This window comes from Kordiimonas sp. UBA4487, assembly GCF_002389025.1.
Classification (GTDB): Bacteria; Pseudomonadota; Alphaproteobacteria; order Sphingomonadales; family Kordiimonadaceae; genus Kordiimonas; species Kordiimonas lacus.
This window is the reverse complement of sequence record NZ_DGNR01000011.1, coordinates 314760-332595: the sequence shown is the minus strand read 5'-3', so window position 1 is coordinate 332595 and position 17836 is coordinate 314760. Positions and strand designations below refer to the sequence as shown.

Sequence of the window (17836 nt, the reverse complement as noted above, 5' to 3'; positions counted from 1 at the left end):
TCAAGACCTCCGCTTAAAGAGTTTAACATAGGCCGATTATACGCCTGGAACAGGGCAAAAATTGGCAGAAAACTTATGTTTTTCGGGCCGAACCATCTTGCATGCAGGGGCATGTTGAAATAGTATGCGCGCCGGCCCGCTTTTCCCACGTTCGGCAACCACTCCTGCCGCCCGGGTTTCAAGCTTCTTCTAACACTTTTTTGTCAGGATAGTCATGGGTTTGTACACCGAATATTTGAACGAGATCGAAACTCGCAAAAACCAGGGTTTGAATCCGAAGCCCATCGATGATGGCGCGCTCGTCAAAGAGCTGATCGCCCAGATCACGGATACAGGCAACGAGCACAGGAAACAGTCGCTCGACTTTTTCATTTATAACACACTGCCGGGCACCACGAGCGCCGCGGGCGAAAAAGCCGCCTTCCTGAAGGATATCATCCTCGGCAAGGCCGTTGTTGCGGAAATCACGCCGGACTTTGCTTTTGAGCTTCTGTCCCACATGAAGGGTGGCCCATCGGTTGAAGTCCTGCTTGATCTGGCGCTCGGCGACGATGCAGCCACCGCGAAGCAAGCCGCAGACGTCCTGAAATCCCAGGTCTTCCTCTATGAAGCGGATACGGACCGCCTTGCTGCCGCCTATAAGGCCGGCAACGCAGTCGCCAAGGACCTCCTGGAAAGCTACGCCAAGGCAGAGTTTTTCACCAAGCTTCCGGACATCGATGAAGAGATCAAGGTCGTGACCTACATCGCCGCGGAAGGCGATGTGTCGACAGACCTGCTGTCGCCGGGCAACCAGGCGCACTCTCGCTCCGACCGCGAGCTGCACGGCAAATGCATGATCTCTGAAGAAGCCCAGGCTGAAATCCAGGCGCTGCAGAAACAGCACCCGGATGCCCGCGTAATGCTGGTGGCCGAAAAGGGCACCATGGGCGTGGGCTCAAGCCGTATGTCCGGCGTGAACAATGTGGCGCTCTGGACCGGCAAGCCGGCGAGCCCCTATGTGCCGTTCGTGAACTTCGCGCCGATTGTTGGCGGCACCAACGGCATTTCGCCGATCTTCCTGACAACAGTCGGCGTGACCGGCGGTATCGGCCTCGACCTGAAGAACTGGGTCAAGAAGCTGGACGCTGACGGCAAGCCGGTTCTGGACGCAAACGGCGATCCGGTGCTCGAGCAGGTCTATTCTGTTGAAACCGGCACGGTGCTGACGATCAACACCAAAACCAAGAAGCTCTACAGTGAAGCGGGCGATGAGCTTGTTGATATCTCCTCCGCGCTGACCGCGCCGAAGGTTGAGTTCATCAAGGCCGGCAGTTCCTACGCAATTGTGTTTGGCAAGAAGCTTCAAAGCTTTGCGGCTGACACGCTGGGCGTTGAAACACCTGCTGTTTATGCGGCTTCGAAAGAAGTGTCGCACGCGGGCCAGGGCCTGACGGCGGTTGAGAAAATCTTCAACAAGAATGCTGTTGGTTCCACCCCGGGCAAGGTGCTGCACGCGGGCTCTGACGTGCGCGTGAAGGTGAACATCGTGGGTTCCCAGGACACCACAGGCCTGATGACCTCGCAGGAACTCGAAGCCATGGCGGCGACTGTGATCTCCCCAACTGTGGACGGGGCTTACCAGTCTGGCTGTCACACAGCGTCGGTGTGGGACAAGAAAGCCCAGGCGAACATTCCGAAGTTGATGAGCTTCATGAACAAGTTCGGCCTGATCACCGCGCGGGACCCGAAGGGTGTCTATCACCCCATGACCGACGTGATCCACAAGGTCCTCAATGACATCACAGTTGACGATTGGTCCGTGATCATTGGCGGCGACAGCCACACCCGTATGTCCAAGGGCGTGGCCTTTGGTGCCGACAGTGGCACAGTGGCGCTTGCGCTCGCGACCGGTGAAGCCACCATGCCGATCCCGGAATCGGTGAAGGTGACCTTCAAGGGTACGCTCAGGGACTATATGGACTTCCGTGATGTGGTGCACGCGACCCAGGCGCAGATGCTGAAACAGTTCGGCGACAACGTCTTCCAGGGCCGTGTGATCGAAGTGCATATCGGTACGCTTCTGGCGGACCAGGCCTTCACCTTCACCGACTGGACGGCGGAGATGAAAGCCAAGGCCTCGATCTGTATTTCCGAAGACGATACGCTGATCCAGTCGCTTGAGATCTCGAAGCACCGCATCCAGATCATGATCGACAAGGGCATGGACAATGACGCCAAGACCCTCCAGGGCCTGATTGACATTGCCAACAAGCGCATCGCCGAGATCAAGTCTGGCGAGCGTCCGGCCCTGCGGCCTGACGACAACGCGAAATATTTCGCCGAGTTCGTGGTGGACCTGGACCAGATCGTTGAACCGATGATCGCAGACCCGGACGTGAATAACGCGGACGTATCCCGCCGCTATACCCACGACACCATTCGCCCGGTATCCTTCTACAAGGGCGAAAAACAGGTGGACCTGGGCTTTGTTGGCTCCTGCATGGTGCACAAGGGCGATATGAAGATCGTCGCCCAGATGCTCAAGAACCTGGAGAAGCAGGGCGAAGTCAAGTTCAAGGCGCCACTGGTGATCGCGCCGCCAACCTACAATATCGTTGACGAGTTGAAGGAAGAAGGTGACTGGGCCGTTCTGCAGAAATACGCAGGGTTCGAATTCGATGATGACGCGCCAAAAAGCGCGGCACGCACCGAATATGAAAACATCCTGTATCTGGAGCGTCCGGGCTGTAACCTCTGCATGGGTAACCAGGAAAAGGCATCCAAGGGCGACACGGTGATGGCAACATCCACGCGTCTGTTCCAGGGCCGTGTAGTGGAAGACAGTGACGAGAAGAAAGGCGAAAGCCTTCTGGCGTCAACGCCGGTTGTGGTGCTGTCCACCATCCTGGGCCGCACGCCCAAGCTTGAGGAATATGAAGCCGCGGTTGAGGGCATCAACCTCACCAAGTTTGCCCCGCCGCTTGGCAAACCACCGGTGACGCATCAGCTTTAAGGCTTCTGCCACTCGGCTGAATGCCTGAATGAAAGATAGACCGGCAGTGTGCTTTGTGCGCTGCCGGTTTTTTTCTGCGTTACCGAAAACACCGCAATTTCTTCATGGGTTTGCCTTATTTCAGCGTGACATTGGTCGTGTCGGAAAAGGAAAAGACCAATGACAGACTTGATGGCGACAGACCTGATTATTTTCCCCCTGTTGATCATGCTGACGATCGGCGGCCTCTGGTACGCCCGCGCGCAGGCGAAAATGGCGTCGGGGTTCATGATGGGTAGTTGGAAACGCAGGTGACCGCCCTGCGGCTCCTGGCCCTTGTGGGACTGGTCCTGCTGCAAGTGTCAGCGGCGTTTGCGGCACCCTATCCTTGGCTGGGGGATAGCGGGCAGGCAACTGAAACCCTCAAAGCCCGACACCCGGCCCCTGCGGGGTTCGAGCGCGTCGCGGCCACTCCCGGCAGCTTCGCATACTTCCTCAGGCACCTGCCCATGAAGCCCACAGGCACGCCGCTCCGGCTTTATGATGGCAGCAAAGTGGCCTGGCCCGCCTACGCTGGCGCGATCATTGATCTGGACCTGGGCCCCAGAGACCTGCAGCAGTGTGCCGACACGCTGATCCGCCTCTATGCCGAATATCATTACGCCCAAGGCAGCGCGGAAACCCTTTCCTTCAACTTCACCTCCGGCGACACGTTTCCCTATGTCGACTATTTGTCTGGCCGCCGCCCGGTGGTGGCGGGCCGTAAGGTCTTGTGGCAGCAGGAGGACGCGCGCGACCATGGGCGTGACACCTTCCGCCGCTGGCTGGATACCATTTTTCTCTATGCCGGCACGGCATCGCTGGCGCGGGACCTCCCAAGTGTAAACCTAAAGGACGCACAGATTGGCGATCTGTTCATCGGGCCGGGTTTCCCGGGCCATACGGTGATGATCGCCGACATGGCAGTGGACGGCGCGGGCAGGCGCAAGCTTCTGCTGATAGAAGGCTTTTCGCCAGCGCAGGATGCCCATGTTCTGAGGAATCTGCTGCCCTTCTCGGATGGTGACTGGTATGATCTCACCAACGGCGAAGACCTGATCACCCCTGTGTGGCGGTTTACGCCGCGCCAGCTGCACCGCATGGAATAGGGCTGGCTGCGGGATCATCGATGGGGGCATGATGTTCAGGATAATCTCAATCTTTGTTGCGTTTGCTGTCAGTGGCCTGTTTATGCAGGGTGCTGTCTCGGCATCTGACGAACCGCTCCTTTCGATATACAAGCGCGACCCCTGGCTGATGGTGATCGGGTCTGATTCGCCCGTTTTCAGCTATTATCCAGACGGCACGATCATATTCATGAAGGATGATGACGGTTATTTCACCGCCAATATCAAGGGCACGTCCAGCGAGGCAAGCCTGAAGGCGCTCATGGAAGCGATGCAGCATCGGGAGAAAATGGTGAGGGTCGCATCGGCAACCGATCAGCCCAGTTATGAGTTCTTTGTACATGACGAAAAGGACTGGAAGGCGGCAGCTATCTATGGCGCTTTCGATAAAGCCAGCTTAGATGCACGTCGGGAAAGGTACCGCGAGTGGTTCGAAGAAGAATGCAGCGACAATAACAGCAATGACCGATGCGCCCGCGTTGCACAGATAATCGAGGACGAACCGGACCTGCCTGCGGACATTATTGATCTGTGGGACTTTGCTATGTCGGGACATTGGGAACATGCGGAGCCGTGGACGCCCAGCCATCTGGAAGTGATGTTCTGGCCTTATGAATATGCCCCTGGAAAGTCCATTGAATGGCCAGAAGCATGGCCAGGGCTAGATCACACAACCACGCTTGAACGTAGGGAGGATTCGTTCAGCGTCTATCTTCCATCCTCGGAGGCGGAAGCATTTGAGGCATTGGTAAAATCAATGCCACCCAAAACGGCTGTATTGATTGATGGGCGCAAGATGGCCGTATCCTACCGTTTGCCCTTTCCGCATGAAGTACCCAGTGGCGAGGAAGGTGAATGACGATGCGCTATATGGTGATTGAAAAATTCAGGAATGGCGCGGAGCCGGTTTACGAGCGGTTCAATACGCACGGCCGGATGATGCCGCTGGGGCTGGAGTATATCGACAGCTGGCTCACGGAAGACAAAACAGTCTGCTACCAGCTGATGGAGGCGAAGGACCCGGACCTGTTCAAGGCCTGGACCGACAAGTGGGCTGATCTGGTGGATTTCGAGATCATTCCGCTGGCCACAGAGCGCAAGCCCTAGCGCAGGCTGGGAAGCAGCTCCTTGAGGGCGCCGGACTGCGTCATATCTTTCAGCCTTACATTGATATGATCGATCAGGTCTGCCACATCGCCGCCCGACCAGCACATCATGCTTTCTTCGAGCTCGAGTAACGTCAGTGCTGGGTCGTAGGCGAAGCGTGCAGCTGATTTTTCCTGCATCAGCGCCACATCGTTATCGTAAGCGAACACATGATCCACCCGGCCCTGGGTAAGGAGCGTCAGCGCCTCCTGGGCCGTATCCACCTTGACGAAATCGCTGGCCTTGAGGACGTCCGAGTGGAAGCGCAGGTCGAAAAACAGCACCTGATCCACGGCGATTGTCTGGCTCTTAAGGTCCGCCAGGCTGTGGGCGGGCTCATCCCCGTCGCGCGTAAGGGCATGAACATTCAGGATGTTGAAGGGTGTGGAGATATGCAGCGTTGACCAGTCCGTCTTTGATATGGCGGTATCGCGGGGCCTCTGGTGCCCGGGTGCGCTGACGCCGCCGAAAACACATTGATGCTCAAATCGCAACCACTGCCGCGGCCCCCTGTAGCCGGGCAGAATCTCGATACTTGTTGCCACGGGCGCATCCTCAAGCAACGCATCAAGCAGCCGGTTATAGGGCAGCTGTTTGTCCGGTTCGATCAGCCCCGGCATTTCCTGAACCACGACAGTGACCGGCGTGTCAGCGTGCGCTGCGCCAAGCGTATCGGCCAGCGCGACAAGGAAACCGAGAATGATCGTAAATCGCCCCATCTGGTCAGTCTACGCTTCAGGCGTCGGGTACGTCTGCCTGGACTGAAAGCGCATGGATCTGCTCTTTCATCTCGTCCGCCAGGGCCTTCATTACCATGCGCTGACGCGCCAGCCGGTTCTGGCCTTCAAACGCCTTGGATTTGATCACCACGCGGAAATGGCTTTCACCGCCCTCGCGGTATCCGGCATGCCCCCGGTGGCCTTCTGACTCGTCAATCACCTCAAGATGCGTGGGTGAAAGGCTGTCATTCAGTTTTTTTTCGATTCTTTCGGTGACTTTGCCCATAAACGCCTTATTTTCTCTACACAAAAGGTTGAAGAATTTTCGCCTATTTCCAGTGGTTTTCGGTTGACCCAAAAGGCCCGAGACCCCACTGGTAATGCAAATGCTCATTCTTTAGAATGGTTATCAAGAGTTTTTAAGACAAGAGGATGTCTCGTATGAGTGCCGCAACTGCTGAAAAGCTGCCCAATCTGACGCTTCCGGAAAACAAGGTTTCCGTGCGGGAGACATTTGGGCTCGACCTGGATATGGAAGTACCGGCATTCGAAGAGCGGAACGAGCATGTCCCCGATGTTGATGAAGCCTATGTGTTTGATCATGACACCACGCTGTCGGTGCTGGCGGGCTTTGCCTTCAACCGCCGGGTGATGATCCAGGGCTATCACGGCACAGGTAAGTCCACACACATCGAGCAGGTTGCGGCGCGCCTCAACTGGCCCACGATCCGTGTGAACCTCGACAGCCACATCAGCCGGATCGACCTTGTCGGCAAGGACGCGATCGTGCTTCGGGACGGCAAGCAGGTGACAGAATTCCAGGAAGGTATCCTGCCCTGGGCGCTCCAGTCACCGACCGCAATCGTGTTTGATGAATATGACGCCGGCCGCCCGGACGTGATGTTCGTGATCCAGCGGGTTCTCGAGGTGGAAGGCAAGCTCACGCTTCTGGACCAGAACCGAGTGATCCGCCCCCATCCGGCTTTCCGGATTTTCGCGACCTCCAACACCATCGGCCTTGGCGACACCACAGGCCTCTATCACGGTACGCAGCAGATCAACCAGGGCCAGATGGACCGCTGGAATATCGTGGCGACACTGAATTACCTGCCGCACGATACGGAAACCGAGATCATGCTGGCGAAAGAGCCCAGCTACAACACGCCTGAAGGCAAGGAGATCATCTCCAACATGGTGCGTGTGGCGGACCTTTCCCGCGCGGGCTTCATGGCCGGTGACATCTCAACGGTGATGAGCCCCCGGACGGTCCTGACCTGGGCGCAGAATGCCGCGCTCCTCGGTGGTGATGTGGCGTTCGCCTTCCGCGTCAGCTTCCTCAATAAATGCGATGAAGCCGAACGCCCGATTGTGGCCGAGTATTTTCAGCGTTCGTTCGGGCAGGACCTGAAGGAAAGCGCGTCCAATCTTGTGATGGGTGGTGCGTCCTAAGTACCGCCGGAGTAGTTTTTCATGGCAGACGGTAGCCAGTCAGCAAAAGAAGTGTTCGAGCACGCGCTTGCCGCCGTGACCCGTGCGGTCGCGGACGACCGCAATCTGGAGGTCAAGTTCACGGCGGATGTGCCGGGCATTGTTGCCGGCGAAGCCCGCGTGCCGTACCTGCCGCATGTGGTGCGCGCGAAGGATGTGGCCGAAGTGCGCGGCCTTGCCGACTCGCTCGCGCTCAGGCACCGCTACCATGACACCAAGCTGCATACCAAACTGGCGCCAGGTGGCGCACTCGCCCGCGCCATTTTCGACTCGGTCGAAGGCGCACGGATTGAAGCCATTGGTGCCCGGCAGATGCCCGGTATGAAAGCCAACCTGGCGGCGCTCGCCGAAAAGAAAGCGGTTGAGACCGGTATGGCCCGGCCGTCTGACGATGAAAGCGCGCGGCTCGCGGATGTGCTCGGGCTTCTGGTGCGCGAACGCCTCACGGGTGCCCCGCCGCCTGAAAGCGCGGTGGTTGCCGTTGAAAGCCAGCGCAAGTGGCTTGAGGAATCGGTCGGTCATCTGCTGGATCAGCTTGAAAACAAGGTTGAGGACCAGAAAGGCGCGTCCGTTTTGACCCGCACCATCATTGCCGAGCTGATCGGCAATAATGAAGGCGACAAATCCGACGAGGACCAGGAGGACGAATCGTCAGATGACGCGCAGGACGGCATGCCCGATACACCGGACGGCGAACCGGGCGAAGACCAGGACGGTGACGCCGACGGCGCCGAAGGGTCTGACGAGCAGGAAGGCGAAACCGCGGAAGACGAGCAATCGTCTGAAGCTGCGATGGATGAAATGGACGACGGCGAGGCTGAAGCCGGCGAAGGCAAGCAGGAAGGCACCATCCCATGGCGCCCGAATCGCCCGCTCGACAATCTGCCCGACACGCCTTTCTATAATGTCTTCACCGAAGAATTTGATGAGGTCGTCAAGGCCGAAGAGCTCTGCGATATTGAGGAGCTGGAGCGGCTGAGGAAATATCTCGACCAGCAGATGGCGCACCTGTCGGGCGCCGTATCCAAGCTCGCGAACCGGCTGCAGCGGCGTCTTCTCGCGCAGCAGCGCCGCCACTGGCAGTTTGACCTTGAGGAAGGCCTGCTGGACAGCGGCCGTCTGGCGCGGGTTGTCTCGAGCCCGACCAAGCCGCTCTCTTACAAGCTTGAAAGCGACACCGAATTCAAGGACACGGTGGTGACGCTCCTCCTTGATAACTCGGGCTCCATGCGCGGACGGCCGATCTCGATCGCCGCCATCTCTGCCGATATCCTGTCCCGCACGTTGGAGCGCTGTGGTGTGCGGGTCGAGATCTTGGGCTTTACCACCAAGGCATGGAAGGGCGGCCAGAGCCGCGAGAAATGGCTGCAGGCCAGCAGGCCCAAGAACCCGGGCCGCCTGAATGACCTCCGGCACATTATCTATAAGACCGCCGATGCGCCCTGGCGCCGGTCTCGCCGCAATCTGGGGCTGATGATGCGCGAGGGGCTCCTCAAGGAAAATATCGACGGCGAAGCGCTTCTATGGGCACACAACCGCATGATGGCGCGCTCGGAAGAGCGCCGCATCCTGATGGTAATCTCCGACGGCGCGCCGGTGGACGACAGCACGCTCAGCGTCAATTCGGGCACCTATCTCGAGAACCACCTGAGGCAGGTGATCACCTGGATCGAGGACCGCTCGCCCGTGGAACTCATCGCCATCGGTATCGGCCATGATGTCACGCGATATTATAAAAGGGCGGTTACCATCCTCGATGCCGAACAGCTTGGCGGCGCCATGACCGAACAATTGGCGTCCCTGTTTGAGGAAACGCCGCCCAAACCGAAAATGATCAGATAGCAGCACCCGTGAAACAGCATCGCAGTAGTATTCTGATGATCCTTTGTCTGGCAATTGCCGCGGTGGTATTTGCCTTCAAAAGCCACCTCTTGTCCCAGAGTGTGGGAGAGGCGCTGGCCGCCCCCGCCGGGATTGAGCTGCGCGCCGAACCGGTACCGCTGAACGCGGATGATCCGGCGCTCAACCGTGTTGGCGCGCTCAAATATCTTGCGGGCTGGGCGCTGACATCACCCCACGACCGGTTCGGCGGCCTGTCCGGGCTGACGATTTCCGAAGATGGCACGCTGGTGGCCATCAGCGACCAGGGTGATTGGTTCACCGCCAGTTTCACCCCGGCGGCACCGCAGCCCATCACCGATGCTGAACTAATACCGTTTGACCTCAATATGCCTGAAGACAGCAAGGAGGGCTTTGATGCGGAAAGCCTGATCCGGATGGACGACGGCTTCCTGGTGGCGTTCGAACAGCGGCACCGGCTGGAGATGGCCAAACCCGGCGGTGTTCCCACGCCCTGGGCGCCAGCCCAGGGGATGGAGTTTGACGGTATTTCAGATAACGGCGGCATGGAGGCGATCAGTTGGACAGCGGATGGTCACCTGTTGGCTTTTGCCGAACGTGGCGTGGACGTGCAGGGGCTTTCGCGCGCCTGGCTGGTGGGAGCGGGCGGAATTCATGGGCTCTTTTTCAAGCGCCCCAAGAATTTTGCGCCTACGGACGCGGCCCTGTTGCCAAACGGCGACATCCTGCTGCTGACACGCTTCTTTTCCGTGGTGGACGGTGTGGCGATCAAGCTTTTGCGCTTCAAGGCGGAGGATATCAGGCCCGGTGCGACGCTGGTGGGCGAAGAACTGGCGCATCTGGCGCCGCCCTTGACGGTCGATAACCTGGAAGGCCTTGAGGTTGGCACGGGTGCCGATGGCACCACGCGGGTCTATATGGTGTCGGACGACAATTTCAGTTCAAACCAGCGCACGCTTCTGTTGATGTTTGCGCTCGAGGGCTAGCCATCCACCCAACAATGCCACCCGCAACGAAAAAGCGCCGCGACATCTCTGCCGCAGCGCTTCATGAAACTGTTGCTATGCCGGTTGGCCTTAGGCTGCAGCTTGTTTCTTCTTGATTTCCTTCTTCAGCTTCAGCGCCTTGGCAGACAGGTCTGCATCGCGAGCTTTCAGGAGGAAGTTATCAAGGCCGTTATTGTGCTCAACGGAGCGCAGAGCGTGCGTGGAAATACGCAGGCTTACAGAGCGACCCAGAACGTCAGACAGCAGGGTTGCTTTAGTCAGGTTTGGCAGAAAGCGACGACGGGTTTTGTTATGTGCGTGAGACACATTGTTACCAGTCATTACGCCTTTGCCGGTCAGTTCACATACGCGAGACATGATCGTTATCCTTGTTTTTCTACTGGTTTTTCAGTGCCTTAGGCACATCCAGTGAATCTTTATGACCAAATTTCGCTAAGACCGTTTTGGCATTAGCTCGCGGGGGTTTATGCGATTCCCTGCCCCGGGTCAAGCTTTAATGGCTGTTTTCCGCGGTTGCGGCACCGGCGGTCTCTTTGCGGTGGGCTTAGAGCGCCGGGCGGTTCTTGGCGAAATTCAGGTTGCGCTCGAGGAGCCAGCCAAGGCCGATCAGCTGGTCTTCCCGCAGCATATTGCCCCACAATGTAATGGTATGCGGCACCAGCCGTTTGGGGCCGGCCTTGATGTCCTCACCCGCGAGCGGCATGGTCGGGCGCTCCGTCATGCCCACGGGCAGGGTCAGGCTGGGGTGGCCGGTATAGTTGGTGACCACCAGCATATCACCGGCGAAATTGGGGCACACAATGATGTCCACCGTGCGGTACTGCTCGGCCATCATTTCCATCACCTGGCGGCGGAAGCGGGTCAGCTGCAGATACTCGACCGCCGAATGGAAGCGGGCGGCACGGAAGGTCGAAGGCCAGGCGCGGGCTTCCTGCCAGGAAAGTTCCTCATCGCGGCCCGACAGGGTCAGGTCTTCGAACGCGGCGGCGGCTTCCACCTCAAGCGTACCCAGAAGCGAGCTGTAGGGCAGGTCCGGCAGGGAGACCTGCACCAGCTCATAGCCAAGATCCTTGATCTGATTGAGCACCATCCGGTCCAGGTCTGTCGCCTCGTCGCCAAACCAGGCGGGGTCATAGCCCACACGCAGTGTTTCGGTCACGGCGTCCCGGCCAACATAGCTGAAGCCCCAGTCGTAGGAGCTGGGGTCATCCCTGTGCCCGCCATTGATGGTGCCCAGCACCAGCGCGGTATCCTCCACGCCCCGGCAGATGGGGCCGATCTTGTCGAGGCTCCAGCACAGCGCCATGGCGCCGGTGCGGGCGACGCGCCCGAAGGTGGGCCGAAGCCCGGTGGCGCCGCAGCGCGCGGACGGGGACACAATAGACCCCAGCGTTTCGGTGCCGATGGCGAAGCTGCAGAGCGCGGCAGCTACGGCGGAGGCCGACCCGGCGCTTGAACCTGATGAGCCTTCGGCCAGGTTCCAGGGGTTCTTGGTGATGCCGCCAAACCATTTGTCGCCGTACGCCAGCGCCCCAAGCGTGGTCTTGCCGAGGAGGATCGCCCCGGCTTCTTCGAGCCGCTTGGTCACTTCCGCGTCCGTCAGGGCCACTCGGTCCCGGTGGGTTGTGGCGCCCCATGTGGTGCGCACACCGGCGGTGTCCAGAAGGTCCTTGAGCGCATAGGGAATACCGTGCAGCGGCCCCTTGTAGCGGCCCGAGCGGATATCGATATCGGCGCGGTAGGCGGCCTCGCGCGCGCTGTCGGTGAGTAGCGTGACAAAACACTCCAGCTTGGCCGCATGGGCCTGGATACGGCCAAGACATATGTCCGTCAGGCGGCTGGAGGTCAGCTGCTGGGTCTTGATCCAATGGCTTTGGGCCGCCAGGGGCGCAAAGGCGATATCGTCCGCGGAGGCCGGCACAGCGCCAAAGTCGGTCGCGCCAACTTCCACCCGGTTTTCCTGAACCATATAGGTCTCGCCCGGCAGGCGGGGGTCGAACACCAGCGCCGGTGCGTCGTCATTCTCCAGCGGTACCTTGGCGCGGCGGGCGCGCACCCGGTCGATCATATTCTCAAGCTTGTCAAAGAGAAGCGCGCGTTCTTCGGGCGTGTATTGAACCGCCAGCACCCGCTCGGCACCGGCCAGATCCTGGGGGCGCGGCAGCGGCACCTCGCCTGACTGCGGCGCGGGCGCAGCCGTATCCTGGCCAAGCGCAGCCCCAGCCACAGCCATGCTGCCAAGCGCAGTTGCGCCTTTCAATATCTGGCGCCGGTTCAGTCTTTTATCCTGGCTCACGACGGAGACCTCCTGAGCTCACAAATGATTGCTGCCATGTCACGCAGGATAACGCCAATAAGCATGATCCCATAGAATATCGCAGCGAGAGGAACCCAGGCGCCGTGTGGTCCGTCCGCAGCAGCTGCCGCAAAGATCATTGCCGGACCAAGAATCTGGACCGCGGCCTGCAAAATATCGAAAACATCCATGGTGCGCACACTGAAGCGCCACTGCAGGGCTGGCGGTAGAACCAGGGCGCCAGCCATCAGGAACAGCATAAGCATATCCACGTCCACGCCCAACATGTTGGGCCGAACGAAAAGTATGGCGAAAGCCAGTACAATCAGGATGATGCGCAGGGCGCGGGCTTTGATTTCCATATTCATTTCAACAGCCTAATGCGCACTGTATGAAGGTTCAATTAATCGATAAAATGCTGCCATATTATTCCATTGTGCTGGGCCGGTCGGTTCTTTAAAACTCGCACCCGTTCCAATGTTCCTGTAGGCGTACCTTATGGCTGGCATCATCAAAGCAGTTTTAGGCCCCACCAACACGGGCAAGACCCATTATGCGGTGGACCGGATGATGGGCTATGCCAGTGGGGTGATGGGTTTCCCGCTCAGGCTTCTGGCGCGCGAAGTCTATGACCGGGTGGTATCCATCAAGGGCAAAAACCAGGTGGCGCTGCTGACCGGCGAGGAACGCATCGTGCCCGAAGGCGCGCGCTATTTCCTCTGTACGGCCGAGGCCATGCCGCGCATGGCGGCGACCGATTTTGTCGCTATCGACGAGATCCAGATGGCCGCCGACCCCCAGCGCGGGCATATTTTTACCGAGCATCTGCTTCATAGCCGCGGCAGGCACGAAACGCTGCTGCTGGGCGCGGAGACCATGCGCCCCTTGATCAGGAAGCTGATCCCCGAAGCCGAGATCATCACCCGCCCGCGCTTTTCCGAGCTCAAGCATATCCGCCCCGCAAAGATGCGCGCCCTGCCGCGCCGCAGTGCGATTGTCGGTTTCTCCTCATCTGATGTTTACGGCCTGGCCGAGCTGATCCGGCGGCAGAAGGGCGGCGCTGCCATCGTGATGGGCGCGCTGTCGCCCCGCACCCGGAACGCGCAGGTGGAAATGTATGCAAGCGGCGAAGTGGATCATCTGGTGGCCACCGACGCCATCGGCATGGGGCTCAATCTTGATATCGGGCATGTGTCTTTCGCCGGGCTTTCGAAATTCGACGGCCGCACCTTCCGGGACCTGACGGCGGCAGAGGCCGCGCAGATCGCCGGGCGTGCCGGGCGCTTCAAGAAAGACGGCACTTTTTCCACCCTTGGCGGTGGCGGTGAGCCCATGGACCCGATGATGGTCGCCCAGATCGAAGAACATGAGTTTGAGCCCGTAAAGCGGCTTTACTGGCGGAATCACCGGCTTGATTTTTCTACGATTCCCCGGCTTTTGCGCTCGCTGGAGGCGCCTGTAAGCACAGACGGCCTGCACCGGGTCAGGGACACGGTTGACCTGTTGGCGCTTAAGGCGCTGGGGGCGGACGACAAGATTGCGAGCCTGGCGACAACCAAGGAATCCGTCGAAAGGCTTTGGAATGTCTGCCAAATTCCGGATTTCCGAAAACTGAGCGTGGAAGATCATACTTCACTTCTCAGGAAAATTTACGTCGATCTGATGGGGCCTGCCGGGACCATCCCGCATGACTGGATTGCCCGTCAGGTGAAGCGGCTTGACAATATTACCGGCGACATAGATACCTTGGCCGGTCGAATTGCCAGTATCCGTATATGGACTTACGTTTCACACCGGAAAGGCTGGCTTCGGGATGCGGCCCATTGGGCCCATGTTACGCGCAGCGTCGAGGACCGTTTGTCGGACGCGCTGCATGAAAAGTTAACACAGCGATTTGTGGATCGCCGCACGGCGGTCCTCATGCGCTCGCTTAGGCACAGGGATACGCTTAGCGTGAGCATTGATAACGAGACAAACCAGGTTTCTGTCGAAGGACACGAAATCGGTGAACTGAACGGTTTCTCCTTCCGCGTGGAGGCTTCCGCCGCCCCGGATGAACAGAAGACACTGAAGGCCGCGGCCGAGACCGCCCTGCAGGCAGAGCTGACCCGCCGCGCGAAACTGTTCGCCAACGTGGGCTATAAAACGCTCTCCTTCGATTTTTCCGAAGGCCTCGCGAACCCGAAAATCATGTGGGAAGGCGCGCCGATCGCGACCGTTCACGACAGCGGCGCCCTGTTTGGCCCGCGCGTGAAGCTGTTGGCCTCCAGCCTTTTGCAGGGCGAAAACGCCGACCTGGTTGTCGAGAAAACGCAGGAATGGCTGGACACGCGGATCGCTGAAAAGCTGGAGCCGCTGATCAAGCTGGCGCAGGAGCTGAACGGCGAGACCGAGGCCCCTGAGGGCGCGGCACCGCTTTCCGGTTTGGCGCGGGGCGTGGCCTACCGCCTTCTGGAAAATTACGGCGTGATGAAACGCACCGAAGTGGACGGCGATCTTCGCCAGCTGGACCAGGACGCCCGCAAGGGCCTGCGCCGGTTCGGTATCCGCATTGGGGCGTCCTCGCTTTATATCCCGCTTGTGCTGAAGCCGCATGCCATTGAGCTCAGGCTGATGATGTGGGCGATGGCTGGCAAGCTGAATGGTCTGCCGGGCCTGCCGACACCGGGCATGGTGTGGGTGGATACGGAAGCCACGGCGCCGAACGCTTTCTATGAGCTCGCAGGCTTCACCGTTGTGGGCAAGAAAGCTGTTCGCATGGACATGCTCGAGCGTCTTGCTGATGCCGTTCGGCCCCTTGGCCAGGGCGGTGATTGGTTTGAGGTGACCCCTGAGATCATGGGCCTTGTGGGCCTGTCGGGCGAGGACTTCGCCGAGGTGATGGCGTCTGCGGGCTACAAGCACGAAGTGCGTCAGGTACCGGCACCTGCCAAGGAAGAAGCAGCCAAGGAAGAAGCCCCGAAAGACGAGGCATCTGCTGAACCGGCGCCTGAGGCTGAAAAAGCTGAGGAAGCTCCGGCTGAAGCGCCGGCAGAAGGTCAGGCCGAGGAAGCCAAGCCTGAGGAAGCATCTACCGAAGAAGCTAAGGCAGCAGAAGCCAAAACCGAAGAGGCCCCAGCTGAAGCAGCAGCACCGGAAGGTGAAGCCGCAGCAGAGGGCGAAGCCGAACTGGTTGAGCGCTATTTCTTCGCCTGGGCGCCGAAGCGCAAGGCCCGCCCACAGGGTGGCCGTCCGCTCGGTGACCGCAAGCCGGGTGGCGGCAAGCCACAAGGCAAAGGCGGCGACCGCAGGGGCAAGGGTAAGGGCGGTAAGCCGTCCGGTCCGCGCACCCACACGGCGCGTCCCCAGAAACGCGAAAAGCAGGCCGATCCGGATTCGCCTTTTGCGGCGCTTGCAGGCCTGAAGGACGCGCTTCAGAAGAAGAAGTAAGACCTGAGACATGACTGAAACGGGCGATAAAATCCGGCTGGACCTCTGGCTCTGGTACGCCCGTTTCTTCAAAACCCGTTCGCTCGCCGGCAAGGTCTGCAAAGCGCACAAGGTGCGCGTCAATGGCGAGCATTCAAAGAAAGCCTCAACCACCATTGGCCCCGGGGATGTACTGACCTTCCCGCAAGCGGCGCACGTGCGCGTGATAAAGGTGCTGGCCTGTGGCGCGCGCCGCGGCCCGGCGGCTGAGGCCCAGGCGCTTTATGAAGACCTGGCCCCCCTTGAAGAGCAGAAGCGCGAGCAGGCCGAGGCACGCAAGTCCGCCCCGGCGCTTCGGGACGCGGGCGCAGGCCGCCCCACCAAGGCCGAACGCCGCGCCATCGACAAGCTGATGGACCGCTAAGTGCCTGTCTCCCTTCCCGCATTTTCATTGGGGTTTTAATCCGTGGAAAGCGCTGTCTGCTTGACTTAGCTCAAATCTTTCCACGCCCGACTCGCCTATTCTGCTGCCAGTTCATATCAGGAGAAATACAGTGAGTGAGCATACGTATCTGGTGGCCGTTGATGGCAGTGAATGGGGCAACCGTGCGGTAGACCAAGCGGTTATGATGGCGAAAATCTCCGGCGCGGCTGTGCGTCTGATCACCGTTGTACCGTGGTCATCAAACATCAAGCCGATGGCTGTCGATAATGCGGCGCACCGCCGGATCGACAGAGATGAAGAACCGGAAATCAGGAACCGGATTTTCAAGCCGATCCTGGAGAGGCATGAAAACTCGGGCGTCGAATTGAGCTCCGAGGTTCACTGGGGTGATCCGGTCGATACCATCAATGAACGCGTCAGGGCCAACACTGTCACGCATGTGTTTGCAGGCAGACGCGGTCGCTCCCGTGTGGCTGACCTGGTGGTCGGCAGCGTCGCAAACTCGCTCGCGCACACGGTGGATAAACCCATCGTTCTTGTGCCTTAGAAGACAAGGTTAGGCGTTGGGGCCCGTTTAGCCGGGGCCCGGCGCCGCGCCACCGACACGCTGATGGGCGGGTAAAGGGTACGGTTCAAAGCACTGGATTTAGGCGGGACACCCGTTTCGAAATCCAGAATGCGCCGCCAAGGCTAAGAAAGAAGAAGGCGCCAAAGACCAGCTCTTGATCGTCTGTTTCCTGGAAGGACTTCTTTTGTAACGTTACGATCAGGCCTGATACCCTCCAGACGGCAAAGACATAGGCACAAAAGGCAATGATTGCGGGTGTTGCGGTGAAAGCTGCATCATCAGGGGATGCATTGGGAACAAGTGCCGGGGTCATGGCAATCAGGAAGGCGCAAGTCAGACAGTAGCGTTCGATTTTTGCAGAGATAAAATCGAATTTCTGCTCAAGGTCATATGCCAGTGCCGCTGGCCAAAGACACATCAATCCCGACAAAAGAATGAGGCCAAAGGAGTTCTGAACGAGCAGTGCGATTGCTGCCCAGATGAGCGTCGTCCATGCCGGAGCCCTGCTAATCCCTTCCCAAAAATATTGCACACATACCCCCTTTGATTTCCTCGCTTAATGTAGGCATGTAGCAGATAGGAAAGTAAAGCATCTATGCCGGATGTATAATTTGGCTACCAAGCAAGCCAAACAATCGCGTGAGTTAAGAATCGCTTGCACATAAAGGCGTTGCGGGCCGCTATTGTTTTGGGCATAAAGCGAACTAATGATTATATCGCATCGCCGCCTTCCAGCCCGGCAGACTGCGAACAGGCACA

Annotated in this window: 17 protein-coding genes; 11 read left to right on the top strand and 6 right to left on the bottom strand. The window is 59.0% G+C overall.

All coding sequences use genetic code 11. From position 1 onward, the window contains the following. Nucleotides 1-214: 214 nt before the first annotated feature. The 5 genes from B3Z17_RS07055 to B3Z17_RS07035 all read left to right on the top strand — a co-directional run bounded on the left by B3Z17_RS07055 (nt 215) and on the right by B3Z17_RS07035 (nt 5247). On the top strand, nt 215-2995 hold the full coding sequence (locus B3Z17_RS07055; RefSeq protein WP_286829151.1) for a bifunctional aconitate hydratase 2/2-methylisocitrate dehydratase: 2781 nt from the start codon (nt 215-217) through the stop codon (nt 2993-2995). Nucleotides 2996-3154: 159 nt separating this feature from the next. Then, nucleotides 3155-3289, top strand: coding sequence for a hypothetical protein (locus B3Z17_RS07050; protein WP_286829150.1), 135 nt, complete (start codon nt 3155-3157; stop codon nt 3287-3289). Beyond that, a complete protein-coding gene (locus B3Z17_RS07045) occupies nt 3286-4122 on the top strand; it encodes a DUF4846 domain-containing protein (RefSeq protein ID WP_286829149.1) in 837 nt (278 codons plus the stop codon). Before B3Z17_RS07050 ends, B3Z17_RS07045 begins: the two co-directional genes overlap by 4 nt. A 31-nt stretch (nt 4123-4153) precedes the next feature. Continuing rightward, nucleotides 4154-4999: a hypothetical protein gene (locus B3Z17_RS07040; RefSeq protein WP_286829148.1), complete on the top strand. Its 846-nt coding sequence runs from the start codon at nt 4154-4156 to the stop codon at nt 4997-4999. Further along, entirely contained in the window at nt 4996-5247 is a 252-nt protein-coding gene (locus B3Z17_RS07035; protein WP_286829147.1) for a DUF3303 domain-containing protein, read from the top strand. Before B3Z17_RS07040 ends, B3Z17_RS07035 begins: the two co-directional genes overlap by 4 nt. Here B3Z17_RS07035 and B3Z17_RS07030 read toward each other — a convergent pair. Both B3Z17_RS07030 and B3Z17_RS07025 read right to left on the bottom strand, forming a co-directional pair. Next, on the bottom strand, nt 5244-6005 hold the full coding sequence (locus B3Z17_RS07030) for a transporter substrate-binding domain-containing protein (protein ID WP_286829146.1): 762 nt from the start codon (nt 6003-6005) through the stop codon (nt 5244-5246). The genes B3Z17_RS07035 and B3Z17_RS07030 overlap by 4 nt on opposite strands. Before the next feature lie 16 nt (nt 6006-6021). Continuing rightward, nucleotides 6022-6291, bottom strand: a complete 270-nt coding sequence (locus B3Z17_RS07025) for a BolA family protein (RefSeq protein ID WP_286829145.1) — start codon at nt 6289-6291, stop codon at nt 6022-6024. 155 nt (nt 6292-6446) lie between these two features. Between B3Z17_RS07025 and cobS the strand changes: the two genes are divergently transcribed. From cobS to B3Z17_RS07010, 3 genes are read left to right on the top strand one after another with little or no spacing between them, the layout of a single operon-like run. After that, nucleotides 6447-7454, top strand: coding sequence for a cobaltochelatase subunit CobS (cobS, locus tag B3Z17_RS07020; RefSeq protein WP_068308539.1), 1008 nt, complete (start codon nt 6447-6449; stop codon nt 7452-7454). 21 nt (nt 7455-7475) lie between these two features. Next, nucleotides 7476-9335 (top strand): cobaltochelatase subunit CobT, encoded by a 1860-nt coding sequence (gene cobT / locus B3Z17_RS07015; protein ID WP_286829144.1) that lies wholly within the window; start codon nt 7476-7478, stop codon nt 9333-9335. Nucleotides 9336-9343: 8 nt separating this feature from the next. Then, a complete protein-coding gene (locus B3Z17_RS07010; protein ID WP_286829143.1) occupies nt 9344-10339 on the top strand; it encodes an esterase-like activity of phytase family protein in 996 nt (331 codons plus the stop codon). Nucleotides 10340-10429: 90 nt separating this feature from the next. Here the strand turns inward: B3Z17_RS07010 and rpmB are convergent, their stop codons facing one another. The 3 genes from rpmB to B3Z17_RS06995 all read right to left on the bottom strand — a co-directional run bounded on the left by rpmB (nt 10430) and on the right by B3Z17_RS06995 (nt 13024). Continuing rightward, nucleotides 10430-10717, bottom strand: coding sequence for a 50S ribosomal protein L28 (gene rpmB, locus B3Z17_RS07005; protein WP_068308533.1), 288 nt, complete (start codon nt 10715-10717; stop codon nt 10430-10432). A 187-nt stretch (nt 10718-10904) separates the two neighbouring features. Continuing rightward, entirely contained in the window at nt 10905-12656 is a 1752-nt protein-coding gene (locus B3Z17_RS07000; protein WP_286829142.1) for an amidase, read from the bottom strand. Next, nucleotides 12653-13024, bottom strand: a complete 372-nt coding sequence (locus tag B3Z17_RS06995; protein ID WP_286829141.1) for a hypothetical protein — start codon at nt 13022-13024, stop codon at nt 12653-12655. Before B3Z17_RS06995 ends, B3Z17_RS07000 begins: the two co-directional genes overlap by 4 nt. Before the next feature lie 130 nt (nt 13025-13154). Here B3Z17_RS06995 and B3Z17_RS06990 point away from each other — a divergent pair, with 130 nt between their 5' ends. From B3Z17_RS06990 to B3Z17_RS06980, 3 genes are all read left to right on the top strand, one after another. Then, complete coding sequence (locus B3Z17_RS06990) at nt 13155-16085, top strand: helicase-related protein (RefSeq protein WP_286829140.1); 2931 nt, start codon at nt 13155-13157, stop codon at nt 16083-16085. A gap of 10 nt (nt 16086-16095) precedes the next feature. Continuing rightward, on the top strand, nt 16096-16488 hold the full coding sequence (locus B3Z17_RS06985; RefSeq protein WP_286829139.1) for an RNA-binding S4 domain-containing protein: 393 nt from the start codon (nt 16096-16098) through the stop codon (nt 16486-16488). Between the two features lie 130 nt (nt 16489-16618). Then, nucleotides 16619-17056, top strand: coding sequence for a universal stress protein (locus B3Z17_RS06980; protein ID WP_286829138.1), 438 nt, complete (start codon nt 16619-16621; stop codon nt 17054-17056). Nucleotides 17057-17141: 85 nt separating this feature from the next. Here B3Z17_RS06980 and B3Z17_RS06975 read toward each other — a convergent pair whose 3' ends face one another. Then, nucleotides 17142-17609 carry a hypothetical protein gene (locus B3Z17_RS06975; protein WP_286829137.1) on the bottom strand — a complete coding sequence of 156 codons (468 nt, stop codon included), beginning with the start codon at nt 17607-17609 and terminating at the stop codon, nt 17142-17144. Nucleotides 17610-17836: the final 227 nt, after the last annotated feature.